The following is a 12,083-nucleotide window of genomic DNA, read 5'->3' as shown; positions in this document are numbered from 1 at the left end:
TCCTTGTACTTGTCGTGCATGTCTGCACCGGTATCGCGCATGGTGCGGATCACCTGGTCCAGGGAGATGAAGTGCTCGCCGTCGCCGCGCAGGGCCATCTGCGCGGCATTGATGGCCTTCACCGCGGCTATGGCGTTGCGCTCGATGCAGGGCACCTGAACCAGCCCACCCACCGGGTCGCAGGTCAGGCCCAGGTTGTGCTCCAGGCCGATCTCCGCGGCATTCTCCACCTGCTGCGGGGTACCGCCGAGCACTTCGGCCAGGCCCGCCGCGGCCATGGCGCAGGCCGAACCCACCTCCCCCTGGCAGCCCACCTCGGCACCGGAGATGGAGGCGTTCTTCTTGCAGAGGATGCCCACCGCCGCCGCCCCCAGGAAGAAACGCACCACGTCGTCTTCGCTGGCCTCGGGGTTGAAGCGCATGTAGTAGTGCAGCACCGCCGGGATGATCCCCGCCGCGCCGTTGGTGGGCGCGGTGACCATGCGCCCGCCGGCGGCGTTCTCCTCGTTGACCGCCAGGGCGTAGAGATTGACCCACTCCATGGCGTTCATGGTCGTGCCGATCACGTTGGGCCGTTCCAGCTCCTGCAAGCTGCGGTACAGCCGGGCGGCGCGGCGCCGCACGTTGAGCCCGCCGGGCAGGATGCCCTCGGCGTTGAGGCCGTTGTTCACGCATTCCTGCATCACCGCCCAGAGACGCAGCAGTCCCTCGCGGATCTGCGCCTCGCTGCGCCAGGCCTTCTCATTCGCCAGCATCAGTTCGGAGACGCGCAGCTGGTGGCGCTGGCAGAGTTCCAGCAGCTCTTCGGCGGTGGAGAAGTCGTAGGGCAGTGCGGTGGTGTCCTGGTCCAGCTGGCCGGACTTCGCCTGGGCTTCGTCGACGACGAAACCGCCGCCGATGGAGTAGTAGGTGTCGCGGTGCACTTCGCTCGACTCGCCGAAGGCGCTCAGGGTCATGGCGTTGGGGTGATAGGGCAGGTTTTCCTCCAGCAGCAACAGGTCGCGCTGCCAGTCGAAGGCCACCGGATGACGGCCGTCCAGCAGCAGTTCGCCGGAGGCCTTCAGCGCCTCGATGCGCGGGGCGATCTGCTTCGGGTCGACCTGGTCCGGCCATTCGCCCATCAGCCCCACCAGGGTGGCGCGGTCGGTGCCGTGGCCGACGCCGGTGGCCGACAGCGAGCCGTACAGGCGCACTTCGACCCGCGTCACCTGCGCCAGCAGGCCACGCTCGCGCAGCGCCGTGGCGAACAGCGCCGCCGCCCGCATCGGCCCCACGGTATGCGAACTGGAAGGGCCGATACCGATCTTGAACAGGTCGAACACGCTGATAGCCATGCCGGTTCCTCGACTGCATCTACAGGGCTGCCTCGGGACGTCACGCGTCCCCTGTCAGCGGATTCTCCCGATCCGGCCTCAGCGAAATCTGTCCGTATCCGACCCGAAAATGTACCGGCCCACCGCCCTCGCCCACAGAAACCGGGGATCAGGCTGTGGATAAACTGTAGATCCTCCGCCCGGGCCCAGGCGCTGCGCCGTTTGCCGAAGAACGGTCACTTCTTGAGCTATTTCAGGCGCTTGCGAAACAACTGCCCCCAGAAGCTGTGCAATGGACTGTGGATAAGGTGTGGGTGCCGATCCCGAATGGCGGTGGTGCGGGCTTTGCGGGGAACCGATCAAAAAACAATCAAATTAAACACATGATTAAATTTTGTAACCCACGGCACCAGCGGATTTCGGCGCTGGTATAAATGGCAGCGTTCAATTCTTGATCAGCTTGGAACCCGCCGAGCAGATCCAGTCACACCCCGATCCAGACCGAGACCACCATGACACGACCCGATGCCCAGCCTCGGCGGTTGCGGCTGCCTGACGGCCGCAGCCTCGCCTATCAGCTCTACGGCGCCCACGAAGGTCGCCCGCTCTACTACTTCCATGGCTTCCCCGGCAGCCGCCTGCAAGCGGCGCTGCACCATGAACAGGCGCTGGCGGCCAATGTCTGCCTGGTGGCGCCCGAGCGGCCGGGTTTCGGCCGGTCCGATTACCAGCCCGGGCGCAGCATCCTCGACTGGACCGAGGATGTGGCCTTCATGGCCGACACCCTCGGCCACCGCCGTTTCGGCGTGCTCGGCGTGTCCTGCGGCGGCCCCTACGCACTGGCCTGCGCCCACCAACTTGGTGAGCGCCTGGACTATGTCGGGCTATTAGCCGGCATGGGGCCGATGGACATTCCCGAATTGCGCACCACGCAACTGCCGGCGCTCAAGGCGATGTTCGGCCTCGCGCGCATTCACCCCCGCCTGGCCAGCCCGCTGCTGGCACTGGACCGGCTGATGTTCCTGCGCAATCCGGCGCGCGCCTTGAAAGCCCTAGCCGGCCTGCTGGCCGAACCGGACCGCCACATGCCTGCGCGTCCAGCAGCTGCAGGCCGACCCAGTGGCGGGCGAACTGGTAGGCGCAGCGGCCGTTGCGGTTGCCGCGGCCCAGGGCCCAGCGAATCGCCTCCTTCTCCAGGGCCTCGTCCCAGTCCCAGCTCAGCCCGGCGTTCTTCGCCATCACGCCGATCCAGTGACGAACCACGGCGAGGAAGTGCTCCTGGGTGAAGGGATAGAAGGACAGCCAGAGGCCAAAACGATCGGACAGGGCGATCTTGTCCTCCACCGCCTCGGCGGGATGCAGCTCGCCGTCGACCCGCTGCCAGTTCTCGTTATCGCTCTCCTTCTCCGGCACCAGGTGGCGGCGGTTGGAGGTGGCGTAGAGCAGCACGTTGTCCGGGGCGCGCTCCAGGGAGCCGTCCAGCACGCTCTTCAGCACCCGGTAATCGCCCTCCCCGGCCTCGAAGGACAGGTCATCGCAGAACAGCACGAAGCGCTGCGGCAGCTTGGCCAGTTGCTCCACCACCCGCGGCAGGTCGGCCAGATGGTCACGCTCGATCTCGATCAGCCGCAGCCCGGCGCCGGCGTGCTCGGCCAGCAGGGCGCGGACCAGCGAGGACTTGCCGGTGCCGCGGGCGCCCCAGAGCAGCGCGTGGTTAGCCGGCAGGCCGTCGACGAACTGGCGGGTGTTGCGGGCCAACTGTTCGCGCTGGCGGTCGACGCCGAGCAGGTCGTCGAGGCGCAGGTCCAGGCTCACCTCCAGCGGCTGCAGATAGCCGCCGTAGCCCTCGCGGTGCCAGCGCGCGGCCAGGCAGCGCTCCCAGTCTATGGCCACGCGAGGGGTGGGCAGCAGGGGTTCGAGTCGGGCCAGGACGGCTTCAGCACGGTCGAGAAAGGCGTTGAGGCGGGAATCCACGGTTCGCTCCTTTGGCAAAACGGAGAGCGGGCGACCCGCCGACACATCCGGCCGCGCCACCCGGCAAGAGGAAAAGGCCCCGATTATGCCAGCGCGCCGCGCCCCGGCAAGCTCAGGATGGCCGGGGCGCGGCCAGCAAGGCCTCGATCTCGGCCCTGAGCTGCTCGGGCTTGGTAGTCGGCGCGAAGCGCCTGACCCTGCGCCCCTCGCCGTCGAGCAGGAACTTGGTGAAGTTCCACTTGATCCGCCGGCTGCCAAGCAGCCCCGGGGCGCGCTGTTTCAGCGCCACATAGAGCGGATGGACGCCAGGGCCGTTGACCTCGATCTTGCGGAACAGCGGGAAGCTGACCCCGTAGTTCAGCTCGCAGAACCGGCTGATGGCCGCCTCGTCGCCCGGCTCCTGGCGACCGAACTGGTTGCAGGGAAAGCCCAGGACCACCAGGCCGCGCTCGCGGAACTCCTGCCAGAGCGCCTCCAGCCCCTGGTACTGCGGGGTGAAGCCGCACTGGCTGGCGGTGTTGACCACCAGGAACGCACGGGCGCCGAACTCGGCAAGGGTCTTCTCCTCGCCCTGGATGGTGGTGACGGGAATCTCGAGCAGCGGATCGGCCATGGACTGGCTCCCTGATGAGTGGAAGGGTCAGGATAGCGGGCAATCGCAGTGCGCACGACGCCCTCGGCCCGATCCGTGCGCCGCTTGGCACATGGGCGATCACCCTACCTAAGGCCGGGATGCCGCCGCCCTTACCGGGCTTCGCGCGGTTCTAGCTTCAGCGACGCCGAATTGATGCAGTAGCGCAGCCCGGTGGGCGCCGGACCGTCGGGGAATACGTGGCCGAGGTGGGCATCGCAGCGCGCGCACTTCACCTCAATGCGGTGCATGCCGTGGCTGAAGTCGTCCTTCTCGACCAGCGCCTCGGCGGACACCGGTTGGAAGTAGCTGGGCCAGCCGCTGCCGGAATCGTACTTGGCATCGGAATCGAACAGCGCCGCGCCGCAGCAGACACAATGGTAGGTACCGGGCGTCTTGGTGGCGTAGTACTCGCCGGTGAAGGCACGCTCGGTGCCACCCAGGCGGCAGATGTGGAACTGCGTCTCGCTGAGCTCCTCGCGCCAGACCTCCAGGGGTTTTTCGAGCTTATCCATGGTTCGACCTCGGACTTCAAAAAAGCCGGCCCTTTCCCTTTTCCGGGAAACGGGCCGCACGTATGATTGCGCCACTTTCAGTCTGTCAGCCCCGCATCCGGCTGCCAAGCCGCTTCCCGGCTGTCCGTTCCCGGCCTCCCGCGCCGCATCGTTTTACATTTCCAGGACATCCCAATGCAGGTCAGCAAATCCAACAAGCTCGCCAACGTCTGCTACGACATTCGCGGCCCGGTGCTCAAGCACGCCAAGCGCCTGGAGGAGGAAGGCAACCGCATCCTCAAGCTGAACATCGGCAACCCCGCCCCCTTCGGCTTCGAGGCGCCGGAAGAGATCCTCCAAGACGTGATCCGCAACCTGCCCACCGCCCAGGGCTACAGCGACTCCAAGGGGCTGTTCAGCGCCCGCAAGGCGGTGATGCAGTACTACCAGCAGAAGCAGGTGGAAGGCGTCACCATCGAGGACATCTACCTGGGCAATGGCGTCTCCGAGCTGATCGTGATGTCCATGCAGGCGCTGCTCAACAACGGCGACGAGGTGCTGATCCCGGCTCCCGACTACCCGCTGTGGACCGCCGCGGTATCCCTGGCCGGCGGCAAGCCGGTGCACTACCTGTGCGACGAGCAGGCCGACTGGTACCCGGACATCGCCGACATGAAGGCGAAGATCACCCCCAATACCAAGGCCCTGGTGCTGATCAACCCGAACAACCCCACCGGCGCGGTCTACTCGAAGGAAGTGCTGCTGGACATCGTCGAGCTGGCCCGCCAGCACAACCTGGTGATCTTCTCCGACGAGATCTACGACAAGATCCTCTACGACGACGCGGTGCACATCTCCACCGCCTCTCTGGCCCCGGACGTGCTCTGCCTGACCTTCAACGGTCTGTCCAAGAGCTACCGCATCGCCGGCTTCCGCTCCGGCTGGATCGTCATTTCCGGGCCCAAGCACAAGGCCGCCAGCTACATCGAGGGCCTGGACATTCTGGCCAACATGCGCCTGTGCGCCAACGTGCCGGCCCAGCACGCCATCCAGACCGCCCTGGGTGGCTACCAGAGCATCAACGACCTGGTGCTGCCCCAGGGCCGCCTGTACGAACAGCGCAACCGCGCCTGGGAGATGCTCAACGACATCCCCGGGATCAGCTGCGTCAAGCCCATGGGCGCACTGTACGCCTTCCCGCGTATCGACCCCAAGGTCTGCCCGATCCACAACGACGAGAAGTTCGTGCTCGACCTGCTGCTCTCCGAGAAGCTGCTGATCGTCCAGGGCACCGCCTTCAACTGGCCGTGGCCGGACCATTTCCGGGTGGTCACCCTGCCCCGCGTCGACGATCTGGAACAGGCCATCGGGCGGATCGGCAACTTCCTCAGGACCTACCGCCAGTAACCGCCGGCAAGCGCATGGATCTGCACATCGACGACTTCTACAAGGACTGCGCGGCCGGCCTGCTGCTGCTCTACCAGGCCTTCCCGCGCAAGACCGCGCTGTACGTCGAGGACCTCATCGGCCGCGAGGAACCGGACGAGTTCGGCCTGCCGAGCAAACGCCACCAGGGCTGCCTGGGCGCCCTGCTGTGGCTGGCCGACGAGGGCTACCTGCGCTACGAATCCACCATTGCCTACGAAGCTCTGGACCAGGCGGTGCTCACTGAGAAGGGCTTCCTGCGCCTGAGCCGTGCCATCCCCCATGGCGTGCACGAGGGCGACGCCGAGCTGCCGCCCAGCGTGCGCCGCGCCAAGGCCACCCTCGCCAACCAGCTGCGCGAGGCGCTGGCCAGCCGCAACAGCGAGAAGGTCGCGCGCCTGGCCCGTCTGCTCTTCGAGCCTGCCTCGAGCGGCGCAGGCGACACAGTTTGAAATAGTCCAGCCTTGAACGGCTCAGGGCCGACCCTTATATAGCCGGCATGTCCAAATAACTCTTTCCGCCGTGAGGAGAAGCTTTCCATCATGATGCGCATCCTGCTGTTCCTGGCCACCAACCTGGCGGTGATCCTGATCGCCAGCATCACCCTGAGCCTGCTCGGCTTCAACGGGTTCATGGCCGCCAACGGCATCGATCTGGATCTCCAGCAGTTGCTGGTGTTCTGCGGCGTGTTCGGCTTCGCCGGCTCGCTGTTCTCGCTGTTCATCTCCAAGTGGATGGCGAAGATGAGCACCGGCACCCAGGTGATCACCCAGCCGCGCACCCGCCACGAGCAGTGGCTGCTGCAGACCGTCCAGGAGTTGTCCCGCGAGGCCGGCATCAAGATGCCCGAGGTCGGCATCTTCCCCGCCTACGAGGCCAACGCCTTCGCCACCGGCTGGAACAAGAACGACGCCCTGGTGGCGGTCAGCCAGGGCCTGCTGGAGCGCTTCTCGCCGGACGAGGTGCGCGCCGTGCTGGCCCACGAGATCGGCCACGTGGCCAATGGCGACATGGTCACCCTGGCCCTGGTGCAGGGCGTGGTGAACACCTTCGTGATGTTCTTCGCGCGAATCTTCGGCAACTTCATCGACAAGGCGGTGTTCAAGACTGAAGAGGGCCACGGTCCGGCCTTCTACATCGCCACCATCGTCGCCGAGCTGGTGCTGGGTATCCTCGCCACCATCATCGTCATGTGGTTCTCCCGCTACCGCGAGTTCCGCGCCGACGCGGCCGGCGCCGACCTGGCCGGCACCGGGGCGATGATCAACGCCCTGCAACGCCTGCGCGCCGAACAGGGGGTACCGGTGCACATGCCCGACAGCCTGACCGCCTTCGGCATCAACGGTGGCCTCAAGCAGGGCCTGATGAGCCTGTTCATGAGCCACCCGCCGCTGGAAGTGCGCATCGAGGCCCTGCGCCGGCGCATGGCCTGATCGGTACGCAAGAAGAACAAGGGCAGCCTCGGCTGCCCTTTTTCGTGCCCGCGCCACGCTCGGCGCTCCGCCTGCGCGGGGATGAGGTACCATGCGGGATCAGGCAAACCACTGCACAGAATCCGCGATGAACCAACCCTGGAGTCCCGACAGCTGGCGCGGCAGGCCGATCCGCCAGCAGCCTGCTTACCCCGATCCCGAACGTCTTGCCGAGGTGGAGCGCACCCTGGCCGGCTTCCCGCCGCTGGTGTTCGCCGGCGAGGCCCGTGAACTGCGCCGGCAGTTCGCCGAGGTCACCCAGGGCCGCGCCTTCCTGCTGCAGGGCGGCGACTGCGCGGAGAGCTTCGCCGAATTCAGCGCGGCGAAGATCCGCGACACCTTCAAGGTGCTGCTGCAGATGGCGGTGGTGATGACCTTCGCCGCCGGCTGCCCGGTGGTCAAGGTCGGGCGCATGGCCGGACAGTTCGCCAAACCGCGCTCCTCCGACGTGGAGACCATCGGCGGCGTCACCCTGCCCGCCTACCGCGGCGACATCGTCAACGGCATCGCCTTCGACGCCGCCAGCCGGGTGCCGGATCCGGAGCGCCTGCTGCAGGCCTACCACCAGGCCACCGCCACGCTCAACCTGCTGCGCGCCTTCGCCCAAGGCGGCTTCGCCGACCTGCACCAAGTGCACCAGTGGAACCTCGACTTCATCGCCAACTCGGCGCTGGCCGAGAAGTACAGCCAGCTCGCCGACCGCATCGACGAGACCCTGGCCTTCATGCGCGCCTGCGGCCTGGATGACGCGCCGCAGCTGCGCGAGGTGAGCTTCTTCACCGCCCACGAGGCGCTGCTGCTCAACTACGAGGAAGCCTTCGTGCGCCGCGACAGCCTGACCGGCGACTGGTACGACTGCTCGGCGCACATGCTGTGGATCGGCGACCGTACCCGCCAGCTGGACGGCGCCCACGTCGAGTTCATGCGCGGCATCGGCAACCCCATCGGGGTGAAGATCGGCCCGAGCACCGACCCGGACGAGCTAATCCGCCTGATCGACATCCTCAACCCGGACAACGACCCGGGCCGCCTCAACCTGATCGTGCGCATGGGTGCCGACAAGGTGGAGAACGGCTTCCCGCCGCTGCTGCGCCGGGTCAAGGCGGAAGGCCGTCAGGTGCTGTGGAGCTCCGACCCCATGCACGGCAACACCATCAAGGCCTCCAGCGGCTACAAGACCCGCGAGTTCGCACAGATCCTCCGCGAGGTGCGGCAGTTCTTCGACGTCCACCAGGCCGAGGGCACCTACGCCGGCGGCATCCACATCGAAATGACCGGACAGAACGTCACCGAATGCCTCGGTGGCGCCCGGCCGATCACCGAAGACGGCCTCTCCGACCGCTACCACACCCACTGCGACCCGCGCATGAACGCAGACCAATCCCTGGAACTGGCCTTCATGATCGCCGAGACGCTCAAGCAGATACGCCGCTGACCGGGACGTTCGGAACAGCGCCCTGAGCCTGCGCGGACAGGCAAGGCACGCCCGGGGCCAGCCCCGCCTCGTCCGGCTCCTGAGCCCGCAGCTCACCGGCGGCGAACAGCCATGCCAGAGCGTGCCGTTCCACGCCCCAGTCCCACCAGGGCCCGGCTCGACGGCTCAGGCTGCCGGCGCTCAGGCCAGGCGCCATGCCTGGCGCAGGGACAGCGCTTCAGCCTTCGGCACCGGGCACACGCCGCGAAGCCAGTCTGGCCAGCCGTTCGCGCAGCCAAGCATGGCTGCTGACCAGACTGATCCCCAGCAACACCAGCGCGGCGCCGATCAGGAAGTCGAGGCTCAGGGGCTCGTCGAGGATCAGCACCCCGAAGCTCACACCGAACATTGGGGTCATGAAGGAGAACACCGCCAGGTTGGAAGCCAGGTAGCGACGCAGCAGCCAGAACCAGGCCAGGAAGCTGAAGAAGGACACTAGCACGCCCTGCAGCAGCAGGCTGCCGATGCTGACCGGCGTCCAGCGCAGCGGCCAGTGCTGGCCGACCGCGATGGCGTAGCCAAGCAGCAGCACGAAGCCGACCAGCAGCTGGTAGAACAGGGTCAGGGTCGGCGGCGCCTCGGACAGCCGCGAGCCGCGCACCACCACGGTGGTAGCGCCCCAGGACACTCCGGCCAGCAGGCCGAGGGCGTCGCCGAGCAGCATGCGGCTGTCCAGCTCGTCCCAGCCCCCGCCGCCGAAGGCCATCGCCACGCCGCCGAAGCACACGCCGATACCCAGCCACTGCAGCGGTTTCAGGCGCTCGCTGGGCAGCAGCAGGTGCAGGCCGAGTGCCGAGAAGATCGGCGCGGTGTAGAGGAACACCGAGAGATGCGAGGCCGAGGTATAGTGCAGGCCGCGGGCCACGAAGAAGAACTCCAGGGCGAACAGCACCCCGGCCAGCAGCCCGGCCCGCCAGGTGGGTGCCAGCCAACCGCTGCCGATCCGCCGCCAGCACATCAGTCCGCCGACCAGCACGGCGGCGATCCCCGAGCGCAGGGCCACCTGCATGACCGGCGCGATGTCCGCAGCGGCCAGCTTGATCGCTACCTGCTGCATCCCCCAGATGGCGCAGAGAAACAGCATCGCCTGGAACAGGAAGCTATCGGCCCCCTTGCGTTGCGTGCTCATGCCGCCCTCCGTCGCGCTTGCGCGGCAGTGGATGCACCGGCACGGCGGGGCGGATGGCCGGGACACAGGAGAGGATGGGCGGGATCGCACTGAAGTGAAGGGGATTGCCGGATCATCATGCTTCCTTGGGGGCACCCGCTGTCGGGTGCCCGGTCGGGTTTCAACTGTCGAGCGGATCATCCCAGAATGGCCGCTCACTTTCCTGCATCACATCCGCCCGGCTGAGACCGATGTCCTTGAGCATCTCGTCGCTGAGGCTAGCCAGCTGCCGGCGCTGGTAGGCCAACTCATACCAGCGCCTGACCTTGCGCCAGGCCAGTTTCAGCCAGGACGGGTGGACCGGCCGATCCTTGGTCGTGGACGGAGTTCCAACGAAACCGAATTGACCTTTCATCGCATCGCCCTCCGTGTTGGATGGCGCCAGTCTCCTGCCGGAGTTAGGATCAATCCAACAAATGTTTCTGATGCTGTGCATCTGCGAGATTGATTAATGGCCAACTACCCCAGCATCGACAGCGAACTGCTGCGCACCTTCGTGGCCATCGCCGACTACGGCGGCTTCACCCGCGCCGCGGATGCGCTGAACCGCACCCAGTCGGCGGTAAGCATGCAGATGAAGCGACTAGAGGAAGACGTACTGCAGCGCCCGCTGTTCGAGCGCGACGGCCGCCAGGTGCGTCTCACTGCGGAGGGCCAGGTGTTGCTCGGCTATGCGCGGCGCATCCTCAAGCTGCACGGCGAGGTGCTCAACACCCTGCGCCAGCCGCACATGGTCGGCTCGGTGCGCATCGGCACCCCGGACGACTACGTGATGCGCTTCCTGCCTGGGATACTGTCGCGCTTCGCGCAGAGCTTCCCGCTGATCCAGGTGGAGGTGCACTGCGAGCCCTCCAGCCAGCTGCTGCAGCGCCACGACCTCGACCTGACCATCGTCACCCGCGAGCCAGGCAAGGAGATCGGCCAGCTGCTGCGCCAGGAGCACATCGTCTGGGCCGAGGCCCAGGGCTTCAGCCCCCACGAGCAGGAGCCGCTGCCGCTGGCGATGTTCAACACCGAATGCTTCTGTCGCGACTGGGCGTGCAATGCCCTGGACGCCATGGAGCGCGACTACCGCATCGCCTACACCAGCCCCAGCCTGTCGGCGATCATGGCGGTGGTCAGTGCCGGGCTGGCGGTCACCGCGCAGCTGCAGAGTCTGATCCCCCCGGACATGCGCATCATCGGTCAGGCCGAGGGCCTGCCGCCCATGCCGATGGCTAGCATCGTGCTGCTGCGCAATCCGCGCAGCCAGTCCGAGGTCACCGAAACCCTCGCCGAGCACATCGCCGAGGGCTTCCGGATCTGAACCATCGCCGCGGCGGACTGCCGGGGGCCGCCGGCGCCGCGGCGGACATCAAGCTCGGACTCCAACATTTTGCACGCAATAGCTCTGCACGCTAAATTGAGGGCACGCCCGCTTCCCGGAGATCCGCCATGAGCTGCGAGCAGCTACGTCTGGACAACCAGTTGTGCTTTGCCCTGTACTCCACCTCCCTGGCCATGACCAAGGTCTACAAGCCGCTGCTCCAGGCGCTCAACCTCACCTACCCGCAGTACCTGGCCATGCTGGTGCTCTGGGAGCGCGACGGCATCACCGTCAGCGAACTCAGCCAGCGCCTGCTCACCGATCCCGGCTCGGTCACCCCGCTGCTCAAGCGCCTGGAGGCCGAGGGCCTGATCCGCCGCATCCGCAGCAGCAACGACGAGCGGGTCGTCGAGCTGCACCTCACCGACAAGGGCCGCGACCTGCAGCATCAGGCCGAAGCGATTCCCAGCTGCATCGTCAAAGCCACCGGACAGTCCACGGACGAATTGCTGAGCCTCAAGCAGGAGTTGGTGGAACTGCGCGCCAGACTCCTGGAAACACTCTGATCCCCTCTCCCGCGGTCGAACGGCTCCCGGCCGCACACTTCCCCGATGCCGCCTGCGGACGCCGCACCACCCCCCGCCCAGCCCCAACCCTCGCCCTCCAGTCGTCTCACCGCCACTCGCGTGCGGGCTGAGGTCGGCCCTTATTTCGTTTTCTGATCATCCCTATAACAAATAAATCACACAAATATCTTGCGCGCCAAGTTAATCCTGCTAGAGTTCGCCTCACGCACTAATTAGTGCGCAAAACATTATCAAGCAAA

The 12,083-nt window shown here is 66.5% G+C and carries 11 protein-coding genes and 3 pseudogenes; 7 read left to right on the top strand and 7 right to left on the bottom strand.

Annotation, left to right across the window (positions count from 1 at the left end):
- A partial coding sequence (locus H165_RS0116740; protein WP_017940096.1) for an L-serine ammonia-lyase occupies nt 1–1,334 on the bottom strand: 1,334 nt, incomplete at its 3' end.
- Between the two features lie 491 nt (nt 1,335–1,825).
- On the opposite strand from H165_RS0116740, the pseudogene H165_RS20030 reads away from it, so the two are divergent.
- A pseudogene (locus H165_RS20030) lies at nt 1,826–2,356 on the top strand (alpha/beta fold hydrolase); the annotation flags it as partial.
- A gap of 43 nt (nt 2,357–2,399) precedes the next feature.
- Here H165_RS20030 and H165_RS0116730 read toward each other — a convergent pair.
- From H165_RS0116730 to msrB, 3 genes and pseudogenes are all read right to left on the bottom strand, one after another.
- Nucleotides 2,400–3,287 (bottom strand): annotated as a pseudogene (locus H165_RS0116730) (ATP-binding protein); the annotation flags it as partial.
- 112 nt (nt 3,288–3,399) lie between these two features.
- A complete protein-coding gene (locus tag H165_RS0116725; RefSeq protein WP_017940093.1) occupies nt 3,400–3,900 on the bottom strand; it encodes a glutathione peroxidase in 501 nt (166 codons plus the stop codon).
- A 131-nt stretch (nt 3,901–4,031) separates the two neighbouring features.
- A complete protein-coding gene (msrB, locus tag H165_RS0116720; protein ID WP_017940092.1) occupies nt 4,032–4,433 on the bottom strand; it encodes a peptide-methionine (R)-S-oxide reductase MsrB in 402 nt (133 codons plus the stop codon).
- Nucleotides 4,434–4,607: 174 nt separating this feature from the next.
- Here msrB and H165_RS0116715 point away from each other — a divergent pair, with 174 nt between their 5' ends.
- The 4 genes from H165_RS0116715 to H165_RS0116700 all read left to right on the top strand — a co-directional run bounded on the left by H165_RS0116715 (nt 4,608) and on the right by H165_RS0116700 (nt 8,744).
- Entirely contained in the window at nt 4,608–5,819 is a 1,212-nt protein-coding gene (locus tag H165_RS0116715; RefSeq protein WP_017940091.1) for a pyridoxal phosphate-dependent aminotransferase, read from the top strand.
- Nucleotides 5,820–5,833: 14 nt separating this feature from the next.
- Nucleotides 5,834–6,289: a hypothetical protein gene (locus tag H165_RS0116710; RefSeq protein WP_017940090.1), complete on the top strand. Its 456-nt coding sequence runs from the start codon at nt 5,834–5,836 to the stop codon at nt 6,287–6,289.
- A 90-nt stretch (nt 6,290–6,379) separates the two neighbouring features.
- Complete coding sequence (gene htpX, locus H165_RS0116705; protein WP_017940089.1) at nt 6,380–7,270, top strand: protease HtpX; 891 nt, start codon at nt 6,380–6,382, stop codon at nt 7,268–7,270.
- 127 nt (nt 7,271–7,397) lie between these two features.
- Nucleotides 7,398–8,744, top strand: coding sequence for a class II 3-deoxy-7-phosphoheptulonate synthase (locus H165_RS0116700; RefSeq protein WP_017940088.1), 1,347 nt, complete (start codon nt 7,398–7,400; stop codon nt 8,742–8,744).
- An 88-nt stretch (nt 8,745–8,832) separates the two neighbouring features.
- Here the strand turns inward: H165_RS0116700 and H165_RS20025 are convergent.
- From H165_RS20025 to H165_RS0116690, 3 genes and pseudogenes are all read right to left on the bottom strand, one after another.
- Nucleotides 8,833–8,928: pseudogene (locus H165_RS20025) on the bottom strand (hypothetical protein); the annotation flags it as partial.
- Between the two features lie 33 nt (nt 8,929–8,961).
- A complete protein-coding gene (locus H165_RS0116695; RefSeq protein WP_017940087.1) occupies nt 8,962–9,912 on the bottom strand; it encodes a DMT family transporter in 951 nt (316 codons plus the stop codon).
- 160 nt (nt 9,913–10,072) lie between these two features.
- On the bottom strand, nt 10,073–10,306 hold the full coding sequence (locus H165_RS0116690) for a DUF1127 domain-containing protein (RefSeq protein ID WP_017940086.1): 234 nt from the start codon (nt 10,304–10,306) through the stop codon (nt 10,073–10,075).
- Nucleotides 10,307–10,402: 96 nt separating this feature from the next.
- On the opposite strand from H165_RS0116690, the gene H165_RS0116685 reads away from it, so the two are divergent.
- Entirely contained in the window at nt 10,403–11,257 is an 855-nt protein-coding gene (locus H165_RS0116685; protein ID WP_017940085.1) for a LysR family transcriptional regulator, read from the top strand.
- 128 nt (nt 11,258–11,385) lie between these two features.
- Nucleotides 11,386–11,823: a MarR family winged helix-turn-helix transcriptional regulator gene (locus H165_RS0116680; RefSeq protein WP_017940084.1), complete on the top strand. Its 438-nt coding sequence runs from the start codon at nt 11,386–11,388 to the stop codon at nt 11,821–11,823.
- The last annotated feature ends 260 nt before the right edge of the window (nt 11,824–12,083 follow it).

The sequence above is a fragment of the Pseudomonas thermotolerans DSM 14292 genome (genome assembly GCF_000364625.1).
GTDB lineage: Bacteria > Pseudomonadota > Gammaproteobacteria > Pseudomonadales > Pseudomonadaceae > Aquipseudomonas > Aquipseudomonas thermotolerans.
The sequence above is the reverse complement of the archived record's forward strand: the minus strand, read 5'-3'. Positions and strand labels throughout refer to the sequence as shown.

What these genes read in the sequence shown, in the direction of transcription:
- H165_RS0116690 (WP_017940086.1), bottom strand. Translation starts at nt 10,306, where the DNA reads ATGAAAGGTCAATTCGGTTTCGTTGGAACTCCGTCCACGACCAAGGAT.
- msrB (WP_017940092.1), bottom strand. Translation starts at nt 4,433, where the DNA reads ATGGATAAGCTCGAAAAACCCCTGGAGGTCTGGCGCGAGGAGCTCAGC.
- H165_RS0116715 (WP_017940091.1), top strand. Translation starts at nt 4,608, where the DNA reads ATGCAGGTCAGCAAATCCAACAAGCTCGCCAACGTCTGCTACGACATT.
- H165_RS0116680 (WP_017940084.1), top strand. Translation starts at nt 11,386, where the DNA reads ATGAGCTGCGAGCAGCTACGTCTGGACAACCAGTTGTGCTTTGCCCTG.
- H165_RS0116685 (WP_017940085.1), top strand. Translation starts at nt 10,403, where the DNA reads ATGGCCAACTACCCCAGCATCGACAGCGAACTGCTGCGCACCTTCGTG.
- H165_RS0116700 (WP_017940088.1), top strand. Translation starts at nt 7,398, where the DNA reads ATGAACCAACCCTGGAGTCCCGACAGCTGGCGCGGCAGGCCGATCCGC.
- H165_RS0116725 (WP_017940093.1), bottom strand. Translation starts at nt 3,900, where the DNA reads ATGGCCGATCCGCTGCTCGAGATTCCCGTCACCACCATCCAGGGCGAG.
- H165_RS0116695 (WP_017940087.1), bottom strand. Translation starts at nt 9,912, where the DNA reads ATGAGCACGCAACGCAAGGGGGCCGATAGCTTCCTGTTCCAGGCGATG.
- H165_RS0116710 (WP_017940090.1), top strand. Translation starts at nt 5,834, where the DNA reads ATGGATCTGCACATCGACGACTTCTACAAGGACTGCGCGGCCGGCCTG.
- htpX (WP_017940089.1), top strand. Translation starts at nt 6,380, where the DNA reads ATGATGCGCATCCTGCTGTTCCTGGCCACCAACCTGGCGGTGATCCTG.